This is a genomic window from Salmonella sp. SSDFZ54, from assembly GCF_004010735.1.
Classification (GTDB): Bacteria; Pseudomonadota; Gammaproteobacteria; order Enterobacterales; family Enterobacteriaceae; genus Salmonella; species Salmonella enterica.
Window position 1 is genome coordinate 4,817,103 of the sequence record NZ_CP034819.1, and the last position, 13,463, is coordinate 4,830,565.

Here is a 13,463-nt window from a genome sequence, read left to right on the forward strand (position 1 = left end):
CCTCAGGCCACGCCAGATAACCCGCACCGCGCCGCAATAAACAGCGCCAGCGCCAGGGTTGAAGCGACCCACATCAATCGAATCGTTCGGGAAATATCGTCCACGGAAATATCGCGCTGCGCGTCGCCTATCCAGGGCTTGTCCACACGCTCGCCAAAGTAGTTATTTGGGCCACCGAGCTGGATTCCTAAGGCGCCGGCCACACACGCTTCCGACCAGGCGCAATTTGGGCTACTGTGGTTATAACGGTCACGCCAGCCAATACGCAGCGCCCGCCAACCACTCAGGCGACACAGTCCTGCCGCAATGCCCAGCAACAGCCAGCTCAGTCGGGCAGGAAGATAGTTCGCTACGTCGTCCATACGGGCGCTGACCATACCAATCGCCCGGTATTTTTCATGTTTGTAGCCCACCATTGAATCCAGGGTATTGACGGCTTTGTAGGCCATCGCCAGCGGCGCGCCGCCGAGAAAGAGGAAAAAGAGCGGCGCGATAATGCCGTCAACGGTGTTTTCTGCAACCGTTTCCACCACGGCGCGATTGATCTGCGCTGGCTGAAGTTGCGACGTATCGCGCCCGACGATCCAGGAGAGTTTTATTCGGCTTTCCGCAAGGTCGTTCTCCCGCAACGGTCGTTCAACCTCCTGCGCGGCGCGGGCCAGAGAGCGTCCGGCCAGCGTGGTAAAGATCATCCAGACTTCAACGAGCCAGCCAAACCAGGGGTGAATCCGCTGCGCCAGCGCCAGTACGCCCCATGCCACGCCCCAGGTCGCCCCGACAACCACAACCCACATTACGCCGCCGCCAATCCGCAGCGCTTTATCGCCGGGACAATAGCGACGCACAATACGCTGCACAAACGTGATTAAACGACCTATCCAGCGTACCGGATGGGGCCAGTGTTGAGGGTCGCCGATGATAAAATCCAGCACCCAGGCGATACACCAGGCAAGAATCGTCATAATACGCGCCTCGCCGCCGCCAGCCAGTGCTGCAACATTTCCGGACGCTGGGCGAAATGGACGTGCAGATAGCTGGCAAACGTGTTGCCTGTCTGCCAGCCGCCAGTCCATTCCTGTAACACGCGGCCATCGCGAACCTTACGACAGGCCATAACGGCGGGTGTTTCGGGAATAAAATCTGAGTAGTGAAATTCATGGCCGCGCACTATCTCGCCAGGCGCCGCCAATAGCGTTGGCTGCATAGCCTGCGCCTCACAGTAGCCAAAGCGGGTAAGTCGCTTACCCATTTTGCTGTGACCGGGGATAATATTCGCCATCTGATGAATTTCCCCACCGCTATCCTCCAGAGTGCTCCCCAAATACATCAGACCGCCACACTCCGCGTAAATCGCCACGCCGCGCTGATGCGCTGCCCGCAAATGTTTTAACATCGTCGTATTTGCCGCCAGCTCTGCGGCGTATAATTCAGGATATCCACCGCCCAGCCAGATCATCTGACAATCAGGCAACGCGCGGTCATGCAGTGGGCTAAAACGCACAATGTTAACGCCGGCACGCTCCAGCAAATCGATGTTATCGGGATAATAAAAGTTAAAGGCCTCATCATCCGCCAGAGCAAGCGTCAGCCCTGCCCCCGCTGTGTTATCGGGGCGCTCAGGCCACATTCCCGTCGGAAGCGCTGATAACACGCTCAGCGAGAGTAGCGCATCCACATCCACTGTTTGTTCCAGCGTGGCGGCAAAATCATGCCATGATTGCTGATTGACGAGGGATTCTCTGGCGGTAATCAACCCCAGGTGGCGTTCAGGTAATGCGACGCCGTCGCAAGGAGGGAGATACCCCAGTACCGGCAGTGAGCAATAATGTTCAATGGCATTTTTGAGGAGCTGATAGTGGGCGTCGCTAGTGACGCGATTCACAATCACGCCCGCGAGGTTGAGGGTCGGGTCAAAGTGCTGAAATCCCATAACGGTAGCCGCAAGCGACGTTGAAACAGCCTTGCCGTCCACCAGTAGGATGACCGGGCAACCAAGCTGTTTGGCCATCGCGGCTGTGCTGCAGTAATTGGGGTCGACGCCATAGCCGTCATACAGCCCCATGACCCCTTCAATGACAGCGATATCCGCCTGCCGCATTTGTTCGCAAAATAAGGCGTTGAGAACAGGAGGAGGAAGCATGAAACTGTCAAGATTACGGGACGCCACGCCACAGATAGCGGTATGCCAGCCGGTATCAAGGTAATCTGGCCCAACTTTAAACGGCTGTACGCGCAGCGCGCGTTTTTGCAGCAGCCTCAACAAACCAAGCGTCACCGTGGTTTTGCCGCAACCGCTTCCTGTGCCTGCAAGAATAAATGCGTGATGCCTTGCCGCCATTACCCTGATCCTGTTCAGGGTGGTAGGGGTATACAGGTACGCGCATGTTCAGTCTTTCGACTGTACGCGTCTTCGCAACCCACTTCCCACCGAAGTTGTTGGTTATCACCGACAGGCAGGTCTTCTGGCTTAGCGTCCTCCTCGCCCGTCCTTCCCAATCTTGCGATCAGTGGTCTTTACGGGGTCGTCAGCATCACAGCAGCGGGGGCTGCGGGGGATTTTCACCCCCTTCCCTACCACAAATGTGGCAAACCTGTTGGTTTACGTTATGGCTGTACGGCACACCCATAACGGCAATTAATAATGTGCTACGTTTTACATTTCTGTGAGCAATAGCCTGAGCGGTTGCTCATCTGACGTTAATCTACTCATCCTTATCGGTATATTGACGATAAAACGTATCGACAAAGCGTAATAAAACTTATCTTTCCTGACACTGTACTTCATCACAAAAATAAAAACTGGTGCAGTTTATGCCCTAAATTTTATTATTTTGTTGCGCTATGACAATTTATTGTTACACCAGATAAATTTTCTTTCTGAAATGATTAAGATACAAAAGACTATCAAAAATCGGCAATAGCAAAATATTGCTATTCATAACGATGGAGGATGAGAATTCTCATTTATCTGCTGGCGATAAGCCTGCGGCGTAACCTGATAGGTCTGGCGGAAGACTTTGCAAAAATAGCTGGTTTGCGAAAAGCCTAAATTACGCGCAATACTGGCAATACTCCAGTCACTATGGCAAAGCAATTCTCTGGCGCTAACCATTCTCTGGCGGTTTACCCACGCATTAAATCCGATTCCCTGATATTTCTTGAATAGTTTACTGAAGTAATAGGGGCTGAGATAGACATGTGAGGCGACATCCTCAAGACGAAGATCGTCGGACAAATGCGCATCAATATAGCGAAGCGCTTTTTTCATTTTACTGTCATGCGGAGTGGGGCCACGAGTGGTTTTATTTGCCTCCGATTGCTGCGGATTGTCTTTGATAACCACGAAATTGAGCTGTTTTTTCAGGCAATTCTCAACAATCAGTTTAAGAAGATCGGCGGAAGCAATAACGCGTGAATAGTCCATCTCTGGCACATTCCGAAATTCATTCAAGAGCTCAGGGTCAGCCTGCCAGCGATCGTCGACATTAAGAATGTTTACCAGCTCCACGTCATTACTTAAACGAACCTGCCCGCATAAAACAAAGCCAACTAAATGCCCTGCGATTACCAGCGGAATAGAAAAATCCGTTAGACCGGCATGACAACGATAAATACAGGGTTGATCGGACTTCGATGCCTCCAGTCCCCCGCAGCGATCGCTCATACGACAACGTGTACTATGCTGGGGATGCTGCCGCATCAACTGACAAAACGGCGTGAAATTGAATAGCTCAGATATTTCATCACCATGAATATTGACAACCACAACCGCCAGACCGGTGGCTTGTGCAAAATCCTGTGCGATTTTATTAATGAGTTCTGAGTTCAGAGCGCTCGCAGAAATCATGATAAAACCCCTCAGTTAATTTATTGTTATAAACAAAACACATTATTTACATTCACTTTTTATTAGCATTATCCTGGCCCTGATAAAAAGTACAATGACAATATCAAAAGTCTCCCATTGCTGGGAGACGTTTTGATCAGTTCGTGAAAGCAGATCACGAAATTATCTCACCTGTTTTTACGATACATCATTGCTGTGAATCTGGTTCGCATTTTCTTACAGTTCACAGCGGTTACAAGGTAAATTCTTACCAATAAAATAGCGATATATGGCTGCTCCGGCACAGGCGCCGATAACAGGCGCGACAATCGGCACGATAAAATAAGGGATCTCTCGCCCACCGCTCATCGCCATGCTCCCCCACCCCGCTAACCATGTGAACAGTTTGGGACCGAAATCACGCGCCGGGTTCATTGCAAAACCGGTAAGGGGTCCAGTAGACGCGCCGATAACGGCAACCAGTATCCCAATAAGCAAAGGCGCAAGCGGCCCTTTAGGAATGCCATTGCCATCATCCGTCAATGCCATGATCATGCCCATCAGAATCGACGTAATGACCACTTCCACCAACGCAGCCTGCCATACATTTAGCGCTGCGGCCGGATAGGTACTGAAAATGCTGGCTAATTGCAAACTTTCGACGCTACCGCGCACCATATGATGCGCAGTCTCAAATTCAGTAAAAAGGCTACTATAAAGCACATACGCCAGCAGAGCGCCGCCAAAAGCGCCGGCAAACTGGGCAATAATATAAGGCAATACTTTCTGTTTGGGGAAGCAGGCAAACAGCCACAGCGCAATCGTCACCGCAGGGTTAAGATGTCCGCCGGAGATGCCGGCCGTAAGGTAAACGGCCAGTGAAATCCCAAGCCCCCAAATAATGCAAATCTCCCATAATCCGAGGCTGGCGCCTGCGACTTTGAGCGCGCTCAAACAACCGATACCAAAAAACAAAAAGAGTCCGGTGCCTAAAAATTCCGCACCACATTGCGCCTTTAGAGAATCATTCATGTGACACCTTCTGAGCAAAGTTCGTGTCCTGGCCAGCGCAAGTTTCGGCTGGCGGTAGAGTACAGCTAACCTCACTATAAAAAGTGCCGCCTGTAAATTGTTGGCAACCTGCGGGCCTGCCTTCCGGAAAAATCGTGTTGCGATAGCAAAATTTTGCTTTTCCGATATTTTTATCAGCCCATCACACGGGAAATTTGAGCTATAAAATACGCCTGTTGAAATAATAAAATATTGCACAAGCCAACTTATCAATTTCGAATAAGCATCACATTTTGCGTCTTTCGCTATATCAAATAGAAATACTCTCGTCACTAACAAAAATGTAAAAATGAAATAATAAAAACAAAATAATCACATAGACAATAATAAATTAAATGTTAATTATCAATCAGTTATAAAAATAAAAGGCAATTTAGTCATATTGCTTTCCCATTATTTTCTGATGCTCAACAGCAAGTCAGCCATTCTTTTTCCTCGCATCTTCTTATAGTCCCAACTATCGGAACACTCCATGCGAGGTCTTTATGCAACAAGAAGCACTAGGAATGGTAGAAACCAAAGGCTTAACCGCAGCCATAGAGGCCGCTGATGCAATGGTTAAGTCAGCCAATGTGATGTTAGTGGGCTATGAAAAGATTGGCTCCGGGCTGGTAACCGTCATCGTGCGCGGCGATGTTGGCGCGGTCAAAGCGGCCACCGATGCAGGTGCCGCAGCCGCACGCAACGTGGGTGAAGTGAAAGCCGTACACGTCATCCCACGCCCTCACACCGATGTAGAAAAAATCTTACCGAAGGGAATTAGCCAATGAGCAGCAATGAGCTGGTGGAACAGATCATGGCGCAGGTGATTGCCCGTGTGGCAACGCCGGAACAACAGGCCATCCCTGGTCAACCCCAACCTATACGAGAGACGGCTATGGCAGAAAAAAGCTGCAGTTTAACGGAATTTGTCGGGACCGCCATTGGCGATACCCTGGGCCTGGTTATCGCCAACGTCGATACCGCCCTGCTGGACGCGATGAAGCTTGAGAAGCGCTATCGTTCCATCGGCATTCTCGGCGCCCGCACCGGCGCAGGCCCGCACATTATGGCGGCGGACGAAGCGGTGAAAGCCACCAACACCGAAGTGGTCAGCATTGAGCTGCCGCGCGATACCAAAGGCGGAGCGGGCCACGGTTCGCTGATTATTTTAGGCGGTAACGATGTATCCGACGTCAAGCGCGGTATCGAAGTCGCGCTGAAAGAACTGGACCGCACCTTCGGTGATGTTTACGGCAACGAAGCCGGGCATATCGAGCTGCAGTACACCGCTCGCGCCAGCTACGCGCTGGAAAAAGCGTTCGGCGCGCCGATTGGCCGTGCCTGCGGCGTCATCGTCGGCGCTCCGGCTTCCGTCGGCGTACTGATGGCCGATACCGCCCTGAAGTCAGCCAACGTTGAAGTCGTGGCGTACAGCTCTCCGGCGCACGGCACCAGCTTTAGTAACGAAGCCATTCTGGTGATTTCCGGCGACTCCGGCGCGGTCCGTCAGGCGGTGACCTCCGCCCGCGAAATCGGCAAAACCGTCCTTGCGACCCTCGGTTCTGAACCGAAAAACGATCGCCCGTCCTACATCTGATACCCACGAGGCTGATTCATGAGATCGAAAAGATTTGAAGCACTGGCGAAACGCCCTGTGAATCAGGACGGCTTTGTTAAGGAGTGGATCGAAGAAGGCTTTATCGCGATGGAAAGCCCGAACGATCCAAAACCGTCGATTAAAATCGTTAACGGCGCGGTGACCGAGCTGGACGGAAAACCGGTTAGCGAATTCGACCTGATCGACCACTTTATCGCCCGCTACGGCATCAACCTGAACCGCGCCGAAGAAGTGATGGCGATGGATTCGGTCAAGCTGGCTAACATGCTCTGCGATCCGAACGTCAAGCGCAGCGAAATCGTTCCGCTGACCACCGCCATGACCCCGGCGAAAATTGTTGAAGTGGTTTCGCATATGAACGTGGTTGAGATGATGATGGCGATGCAGAAAATGCGCGCACGCCGCACGCCGTCTCAGCAGGCGCACGTCACCAACGTCAAGGATAACCCGGTGCAAATTGCCGCCGATGCCGCCGAAGGCGCATGGCGCGGGTTTGACGAACAAGAAACCACGGTTGCGGTAGCACGCTACGCGCCGTTCAACGCCATCGCGCTGTTGGTCGGCTCTCAGGTTGGTCGTCCGGGCGTACTGACGCAGTGCTCCCTGGAAGAAGCCACCGAGCTGAAGCTCGGCATGCTGGGCCACACCTGCTACGCCGAAACCATTTCCGTTTACGGCACCGAGCCGGTCTTCACCGACGGTGACGATACGCCATGGTCGAAAGGCTTCTTAGCCTCTTCCTACGCCTCTCGCGGCCTGAAAATGCGCTTCACCTCCGGCTCCGGATCCGAAGTGCAGATGGGCTACGCCGAAGGCAAATCCATGCTGTATCTGGAAGCGCGCTGCATCTATATCACCAAAGCGGCTGGCGTTCAGGGTCTGCAAAATGGCTCCGTAAGCTGTATCGGCGTACCGTCTGCCGTGCCATCAGGCATTCGTGCCGTGCTGGCGGAAAACCTGATCTGCTCGTCACTGGATCTGGAATGCGCCTCCAGTAACGACCAGACCTTCACCCACTCCGATATGCGTCGTACCGCGCGCCTGCTGATGCAGTTCCTGCCGGGTACCGACTTTATCTCCTCCGGTTATTCCGCGGTGCCGAACTACGACAACATGTTCGCCGGTTCCAACGAAGATGCGGAAGACTTTGACGACTACAACGTTATCCAGCGTGACCTGAAAGTGGACGGCGGTCTGCGCCCGGTTCGCGAAGAGGACGTTATCGCCATCCGTAACAAAGCCGCCCGCGCGCTGCAGGCCGTGTTTGCCGGAATGGGACTACCGCCGATTACCGATGAAGAAGTTGAAGCCGCGACCTATGCCCACGGTTCGAAAGATATGCCGGAGCGTAACATCGTCGAAGACATCAAGTTCGCCCAGGAAATCATCAATAAAAACCGCAACGGTCTGGAAGTCGTTAAAGCGCTGGCGCAGGGCGGGTTTACCGACGTGGCCCAGGACATGCTCAACATCCAGAAAGCCAAGCTAACCGGCGACTATTTGCACACCTCCGCCATTATCGTCGGCGACGGACAAGTGCTCTCTGCGGTTAATGACGTCAATGACTATGCCGGTCCGGCAACAGGTTATCGCCTGCAGGGAGAACGCTGGGAAGAGATTAAAAACATCCCTGGCGCTCTTGATCCCAACGAGATTGATTAAGGGGTGAGAAATGGAAATTAATGAAAAATTGCTGCGCCAGATAATTGAAGACGTGCTCCGCGATATGAAGGGCAGCGATAAACCCGTCTCGTTTAATGCGCCTGCGGCATCTATAGCACCACAGACCGCTGCGCCTGCGGGCGACGGCTTTCTGACCGAAGTGGGCGAAGCGCGCCAGGGCACTCAGCAGGACGAAGTCATTATCGCCGTCGGCCCGGCATTTGGCCTGGCACAGACTGTTAATATCGTCGGCTTACCGCATAAGAGCATCCTGCGCGAAGTCATTGCCGGTATTGAAGAAGAAGGTATCAGGGCGCGCGTGATTCGCTGCTTTAAATCTTCCGACGTGGCGTTCGTCGCCGTTGAAGGTAACCGCCTGAGCGGCTCCGGCATCTCCATCGGCATCCAGTCGAAAGGTACTACGGTTATCCACCAGCAGGGGCTACCGCCGCTCTCCAACCTGGAGCTGTTCCCGCAGGCGCCGCTGCTGACGCTGGAAACCTACCGTCAGATTGGTAAAAACGCCGCCCGCTATGCGAAACGCGAATCACCACAGCCGGTCCCTACGCTGAATGACCAGATGGCACGCCCGAAGTACCAGGCAAAGTCGGCCATTTTGCACATTAAAGAGACCAAGTACGTCGTGACGGGCAAAAACCCGCAGGAACTGCGCGTGGCACTTTGATAAAGGATAACTCCATGAATACCGACGCAATTGAATCGATGGTTCGGGACGTATTGAGCCGCATGAACAGCCTGCAGGGCGATGCGCCAGCAGCGGCTCCTGCGGCAGGCGGCACGTCCCGCAGCGCAAAGGTCAGCGACTACCCGCTGGCGAACAAACACCCGGAATGGGTGAAAACCGCCACCAATAAAACGCTGGACGACTTTACGCTGGAAAACGTGCTGAGCAATAAAGTCACCGCTCAGGATATGCGTATTACCCCGGAAACCCTGCGCTTACAGGCGTCTATCGCCAAAGATGCGGGCCGCGACCGGCTGGCGATGAACTTCGAACGCGCCGCCGAACTGACCGCGGTACCGGACGATCGCATTCTTGAAATCTACAACGCCCTTCGTCCGTATCGTTCAACGAAAGAAGAGCTGCTCGCTATCGCCGACGATCTCGAAAACCGTTATCAGGCAAAGATTTGCGCAGCTTTCGTTCGTGAAGCGGCAGGGCTGTACGTTGAGCGTAAAAAACTCAAAGGCGACGATTAAGGATTTCGTATGCGATATATAGCTGGCATTGACATCGGTAACTCATCAACGGAAGTCGCACTGGCGCGGCAAGATGAGACTGGCGCACTGACAATCACCCACAGCGCGCTGGCGGAAACGACCGGGATCAAAGGCACGTTGCGTAACGTGTTCGGCATTCAGGAAGCGCTCGCCCTCGTTGCAAAGCGCGCGGGGATCAATGTCAGCGATATTTCGCTCATCCGCATTAACGAAGCCACGCCGGTGATTGGCGATGTGGCGATGGAAACCATTACCGAAACCATCATCACCGAATCGACAATGATCGGCCATAACCCAAAAACGCCGGGCGGAGCAGGCCTTGGTGTGGGTATCACGATTACGCCGGAGGAGCTGTTAACCCGCCCGGCGGACTCGTCCTATATTCTGGTGGTATCGTCAGCCTTTGATTTTGCTGATATCGCCAATGTTATCAACGCCTCAATGCGCGCCGGATACCAGATTACCGGCGTCATTTTGCAGCGCGACGATGGCGTACTGGTCAGCAACCGGCTGGAAAAATCGCTACCGATTGTCGATGAAGTGCTGTACATCGACCGCATTCCGCTGGGGATGCTGGCGGCGATTGAAGTCGCCGTGCCGGGAAAGGTTATCGAAACCCTCTCCAACCCTTACGGCATCGCCACCGTATTTAATCTCAACGCCGATGAGACGAAAAACATCGTCCCGATGGCGCGCGCGCTGATTGGCAACCGTTCCGCCGTGGTGGTTAAAACGCCATCCGGCGACGTCAAAGCGCGCGCAATACCCGCCGGTAACCTGGAGCTGCAGGCTCAGGGTCGTACCGTGCGCGTGGATGTTGCCGCCGGTGCCGAAGCTATCATGAAAGCGGTGGACGGCTGCGGCAAGCTCGACAACGTCACCGGCGAGGCCGGGACCAATATCGGCGGCATGCTGGAGCACGTACGCCAGACCATGGCCGAGCTAACCAATAAGCCCAGCAGCGAGATTTTCATTCAGGATCTTCTGGCCGTTGACACCTCGGTTCCGGTGAGCGTCACCGGCGGTCTGGCCGGGGAGTTCTCGCTGGAGCAGGCCGTCGGCATCGCCTCGATGGTGAAATCAGACCGTCTGCAAATGGCGATGATTGCCCGTGAAATTGAGCAGAAGCTTAATATCGACGTGCAGATCGGCGGCGCTGAGGCTGAAGCCGCCATTCTCGGCGCGCTGACCACGCCGGGTACCACCCGACCGCTGGCGATCCTCGACCTCGGCGCGGGCTCCACCGATGCCTCCATCATCAACCCTAAAGGCGAAATCATCGCCACCCATCTCGCCGGAGCAGGCGACATGGTCACGATGATTATTGCCCGCGAACTGGGGCTGGAAGACCGCTATCTGGCGGAAGAGATCAAAAAATACCCGCTGGCTAAGGTCGAAAGCCTGTTCCACTTACGCCACGAGGACGGCAGCGTCCAGTTCTTCCCGACGCCGCTGCCTCCTGCCGTGTTCGCCCGCGTCTGCGTGGTGAAACCGGACGAACTGGTGCCGCTTCCTGGCGACTTAGCGCTGGAAAAAGTGCGCGCCATTCGCCGCAGCGCTAAAGAACGCGTCTTTGTCACCAACGCGCTGCGCGCGCTGCGCCAGGTCAGTCCAACCGGCAACATTCGCGATATTCCGTTCGTGGTGCTGGTCGGCGGCTCGTCGCTGGATTTCGAAGTTCCGCAGCTGGTCACCGATGCGCTGGCGCACTACCGCCTGGTCGCCGGGCGAGGAAATATTCGCGGCAGCGAAGGCCCAAGAAACGCGGTAGCCACCGGCCTGATTCTCTCCTGGCACAAGGAGTTTGCGCATGGACAGTAATCACAGCGCCCCGGCCATCGTCATTACCGTTATCAACGACTGCGCCAGCCTCTGGCACGAAGTGCTGCTGGGTATCGAAGAGGAAGGCATCCCTTTCCTGCTTCAGCATCACCCGGCTGGAGATGTCGTTGACAGCGCCTGGCAGGCGGCGCGCAGCTCGCCGCTGCTGGTTGGCATTGCCTGCGATCGACACTCGCTGGTCGTGCATTACAAGAATTTACCCGCATCGGCGCCGCTTTTTACGCTGATGCATCATCAGGACAGTCAGGCCCAACGCAACACCGGTAATAACGCGGCACGACTGGTCAAAGGGATCCCTTTTCGGGATCTCCATGTTTAATCACAGGAGAACGGCAGTATGAATAACGCACTGGGACTGGTTGAAACAAAAGGGCTGGTCGGCGCCATTGAAGCCGCCGATGCAATGGTTAAATCCGCCAACGTACAGCTGGTGGGCTACGAAAAAATTGGTTCTGGCCTGGTTACCGTCATGGTTCGCGGCGATGTCGGCGCGGTTAAAGCAGCCGTAGATGCAGGCAGCGCGGCGGCAAGCGTCGTGGGTGAAGTGAAATCCTGCCACGTTATCCCGCGTCCGCACAGCGATGTTGAGGCCATTTTACCGAAATCAGCCTAATCGATGGCAAATAAGGAGCACCGCGTGAAGCAATCACTGGGATTACTTGAAGTTTGTGGTCTGGCACTGGCTATCAGCTGCGCCGATATCATGGCGAAATCCGCTTCTATCACGCTGCTCGCCCTCGAAAAGACCAATGGTTCAGGCTGGATGGTGATTAAAATTACCGGTGATGTGGCCTCCGTTCAGGCGGCTATCACCACCGGTGCGCATTTCGCCGAACAGCGGAATGGCCTGGTGGCCCACAAGGTTATCGCCAGGCCTGGAGAAGGGATCCTGCTCGCAGAAACGCCTCCCCCCTCCGTCATTGAACCTGAGCCTGAAGCGTCAGAGATAGCTGATGTCGTTTCTGCAGCGCCAGCCGAAGAGGCCCCGCAGGAATCAGAACTGGTCAGCTGCAATCTGTGTCTGGATCCAAAATGTCCGCGCCAGAAGGGCGAACCTCGTACGCTTTGCATTCATTCCGGCAAGCGAGGTGAAGCGTAATGGATAAAGAGCTTCTGCAATCAACGGTCAGTAAAGTTCTCGACGAGATGCGCCAGCGGCCTATTCCGCTGGGCGTCTCAAACCGTCATATCCACCTGTCCGCACAGGATTATGAGCGGCTGTTTCCCGGCCATCCCATCAGCGAGAAAAAAGCGCTGCTGCAGCCGGGACAATACGCTGCGGAGCAAACCGTCACCCTGGTAGGGCCGAAAGGACAGCTAAAAAATGTGCGCCTGCTCGGCCCGCTGCGCTCGGTAAGCCAGGTGGAAATTTCGCGTACCGATGCCAGAACGCTGGGGATTACGGCGCCGTTAAGGATGTCCGGCAACCTGAAGGGCACACCTGGCATCCGCCTGGTCAGCCCCTTTGGCGAACTGGAGCTGCCTTCAGGGGTTATCGTCGCGCAGCGGCATATTCATATGTCGCCGCTTGATGCGCTGATCCTGAAGGTCTCCCACGGCGATAGGGTTTCGGTAGCGATTGAAGGCGACGAGCGCGGGCTGATTTTCAACAACGTGGCGATTCGCGTTTCACCGGACATGCGCCTCGAAATGCACATTGATACCGATGAAGCCAACGCCGCTGGTGCCGATAACCCGCAGGCCTTTGCCCGGCTGGTAGGCCCGCGATGAACGGCGAAATTCTGCAGCGCATTGTCGAGGAGATTGTCTCCCGACTGCATCGCCGTGCCCAGAGCACGGCGACGCTGAGCGTTACGCAACTTCGCGATGCCGACTGTCCAGCACTGTTCTGTCAGCACGCGTCGCTGCGCATCCTGCTCGTCGACCTGCCGCTGCTGGGTCAGCTTGCGGATGCAGAAACCGACGATGCCGCCGCCCGGAAAATTCACGACGCGCTGGCGTTTGGCATCTGCGTACAGCTCAGCCTGCACAGCCAGCTGCTGCCGGTTATCCCGGTAAAAAAACTGGCTCGTCTGCCGCTGGTATTCACCGACGAGCACGGACTGCCGCTGGTTCTGCATGCGGGTTCGGTGCTGAGCTATCGCGATGTCGCGCTGCTAAGCCGGGGGCGTGTGGTTGTCCACCGCAAATGCATCGTGACCGCCATGGCGCGTGACGCGGCCAATGCGCGGAATATTCAATTAATTAAGCAGGAGTAAA

General features: G+C 54.8%; 15 protein-coding genes and 1 riboswitch. Of the genes, 11 read left to right on the forward strand and 4 right to left on the reverse strand.

The window, feature by feature from the left end:
• Positions 1-2 precede the first annotated feature (2 nt).
• The 4 genes from cbiB to pduF form a co-directional block, all read right to left on the reverse strand.
• Positions 3-962 (reverse strand): adenosylcobinamide-phosphate synthase CbiB, encoded by a 960-nt coding sequence (gene cbiB, locus EOS97_RS24190; RefSeq protein ID WP_127836210.1) that lies wholly within the window; start codon positions 960-962, stop codon positions 3-5.
• On the reverse strand, positions 959-2,338 hold the full coding sequence (locus tag EOS97_RS24195; protein WP_000741249.1) for a cobyrinate a,c-diamide synthase: 1,380 nt from the start codon (positions 2,336-2,338) through the stop codon (positions 959-961). Before EOS97_RS24195 ends, cbiB begins: the two co-directional genes overlap by 4 nt.
• A gap of 96 nt (positions 2,339-2,434) precedes the next feature.
• A riboswitch (cobalamin riboswitch) is annotated at positions 2,435-2,610 on the reverse strand.
• Positions 2,611-2,935: 325 nt separating this feature from the next.
• Positions 2,936-3,847 (reverse strand): regulatory protein PocR, encoded by a 912-nt coding sequence (gene pocR, locus EOS97_RS24200; protein WP_000622326.1) that lies wholly within the window; start codon positions 3,845-3,847, stop codon positions 2,936-2,938.
• A gap of 216 nt (positions 3,848-4,063) precedes the next feature.
• Positions 4,064-4,858 (reverse strand): propanediol diffusion facilitator PduF, encoded by a 795-nt coding sequence (pduF, locus tag EOS97_RS24205; protein WP_001000025.1) that lies wholly within the window; start codon positions 4,856-4,858, stop codon positions 4,064-4,066.
• A 524-nt stretch (positions 4,859-5,382) separates the two neighbouring features.
• Here pduF and pduA point away from each other — a divergent pair.
• The 11 genes from pduA to pduM are packed head-to-tail and all read left to right on the forward strand — an operon-like array spanning position 5,383 to position 13,462.
• The gene (gene pduA, locus EOS97_RS24210; protein WP_001183618.1) at positions 5,383-5,667 is read left to right on the forward strand and encodes a propanediol utilization microcompartment protein PduA; all 285 of its coding nucleotides are present in this window, start codon (positions 5,383-5,385) and stop codon (positions 5,665-5,667) included.
• Positions 5,664-6,476: a propanediol utilization microcompartment protein PduB gene (gene pduB / locus EOS97_RS24215; RefSeq protein WP_000097500.1), complete on the forward strand. Its 813-nt coding sequence runs from the start codon at positions 5,664-5,666 to the stop codon at positions 6,474-6,476. The genes pduA and pduB overlap by 4 nt, the downstream gene beginning before the upstream one ends.
• 18 nt (positions 6,477-6,494) lie before the next feature.
• Positions 6,495-8,159: a propanediol dehydratase large subunit PduC gene (gene pduC, locus EOS97_RS24220; RefSeq protein WP_001256896.1), complete on the forward strand. Its 1,665-nt coding sequence runs from the start codon at positions 6,495-6,497 to the stop codon at positions 8,157-8,159.
• A 10-nt stretch (positions 8,160-8,169) separates the two neighbouring features.
• On the forward strand, positions 8,170-8,844 hold the full coding sequence (pduD, locus tag EOS97_RS24225; protein ID WP_000405047.1) for a propanediol dehydratase medium subunit PduD: 675 nt from the start codon (positions 8,170-8,172) through the stop codon (positions 8,842-8,844).
• A gap of 14 nt (positions 8,845-8,858) precedes the next feature.
• Positions 8,859-9,380: a propanediol dehydratase small subunit PduE gene (pduE, locus tag EOS97_RS24230; protein WP_001090597.1), complete on the forward strand. Its 522-nt coding sequence runs from the start codon at positions 8,859-8,861 to the stop codon at positions 9,378-9,380.
• Between the two features lie 9 nt (positions 9,381-9,389).
• Positions 9,390-11,222 (forward strand): propanediol dehydratase reactivase alpha subunit PduG, encoded by a 1,833-nt coding sequence (gene pduG, locus EOS97_RS24235; RefSeq protein WP_001268879.1) that lies wholly within the window; start codon positions 9,390-9,392, stop codon positions 11,220-11,222.
• Entirely contained in the window at positions 11,212-11,562 is a 351-nt protein-coding gene (pduH, locus tag EOS97_RS24240) for a propanediol dehydratase reactivase beta subunit PduH (protein ID WP_000377970.1), read from the forward strand. The genes pduG and pduH overlap by 11 nt, the downstream gene beginning before the upstream one ends.
• Before the next feature lie 18 nt (positions 11,563-11,580).
• A complete protein-coding gene (gene pduJ, locus EOS97_RS24245) occupies positions 11,581-11,856 on the forward strand; it encodes a propanediol utilization microcompartment protein PduJ (RefSeq protein ID WP_001057755.1) in 276 nt (91 codons plus the stop codon).
• Between the two features lie 3 nt (positions 11,857-11,859).
• Positions 11,860-12,342, forward strand: coding sequence for a propanediol utilization microcompartment protein PduK (gene pduK, locus EOS97_RS24250; protein ID WP_001284381.1), 483 nt, complete (start codon positions 11,860-11,862; stop codon positions 12,340-12,342).
• The gene (locus tag EOS97_RS24255) at positions 12,342-12,974 is read left to right on the forward strand and encodes a phosphate propanoyltransferase (RefSeq protein ID WP_000356735.1); all 633 of its coding nucleotides are present in this window, start codon (positions 12,342-12,344) and stop codon (positions 12,972-12,974) included. Before pduK ends, EOS97_RS24255 begins: the two co-directional genes overlap by 1 nt.
• Positions 12,971-13,462, forward strand: coding sequence for a propanediol utilization microcompartment protein PduM (gene pduM, locus EOS97_RS24260; RefSeq protein WP_001012835.1), 492 nt, complete (start codon positions 12,971-12,973; stop codon positions 13,460-13,462). The genes EOS97_RS24255 and pduM overlap by 4 nt, the downstream gene beginning before the upstream one ends.
• Position 13,463: the final 1 nt, after the last annotated feature.

Excerpts from the sequence above, each read along its gene's own strand:
- cbiB (WP_127836210.1), bottom strand. The coding sequence starts at position 962 with ATGACGATTCTTGCCTGGTGTATCGCCTGGGTGCTGGATTTTATCATC.
- EOS97_RS24255 (WP_000356735.1), top strand. The coding sequence starts at position 12,342 with ATGGATAAAGAGCTTCTGCAATCAACGGTCAGTAAAGTTCTCGACGAG.
- pduJ (WP_001057755.1), top strand. The coding sequence starts at position 11,581 with ATGAATAACGCACTGGGACTGGTTGAAACAAAAGGGCTGGTCGGCGCC.
- pduE (WP_001090597.1), top strand. The coding sequence starts at position 8,859 with ATGAATACCGACGCAATTGAATCGATGGTTCGGGACGTATTGAGCCGC.
- pocR (WP_000622326.1), bottom strand. The coding sequence starts at position 3,847 with ATGATTTCTGCGAGCGCTCTGAACTCAGAACTCATTAATAAAATCGCA.
- pduA (WP_001183618.1), top strand. The coding sequence starts at position 5,383 with ATGCAACAAGAAGCACTAGGAATGGTAGAAACCAAAGGCTTAACCGCA.
- pduD (WP_000405047.1), top strand. The coding sequence starts at position 8,170 with ATGGAAATTAATGAAAAATTGCTGCGCCAGATAATTGAAGACGTGCTC.
- pduH (WP_000377970.1), top strand. The coding sequence starts at position 11,212 with ATGGACAGTAATCACAGCGCCCCGGCCATCGTCATTACCGTTATCAAC.
- pduF (WP_001000025.1), bottom strand. The coding sequence starts at position 4,858 with ATGAATGATTCTCTAAAGGCGCAATGTGGTGCGGAATTTTTAGGCACC.
- pduG (WP_001268879.1), top strand. The coding sequence starts at position 9,390 with ATGCGATATATAGCTGGCATTGACATCGGTAACTCATCAACGGAAGTC.
- pduM (WP_001012835.1), top strand. The coding sequence starts at position 12,971 with ATGAACGGCGAAATTCTGCAGCGCATTGTCGAGGAGATTGTCTCCCGA.
- pduC (WP_001256896.1), top strand. The coding sequence starts at position 6,495 with ATGAGATCGAAAAGATTTGAAGCACTGGCGAAACGCCCTGTGAATCAG.
- pduK (WP_001284381.1), top strand. The coding sequence starts at position 11,860 with ATGGCAAATAAGGAGCACCGCGTGAAGCAATCACTGGGATTACTTGAA.
- pduB (WP_000097500.1), top strand. The coding sequence starts at position 5,664 with ATGAGCAGCAATGAGCTGGTGGAACAGATCATGGCGCAGGTGATTGCC.
- EOS97_RS24195 (WP_000741249.1), bottom strand. The coding sequence starts at position 2,338 with ATGGCGGCAAGGCATCACGCATTTATTCTTGCAGGCACAGGAAGCGGT.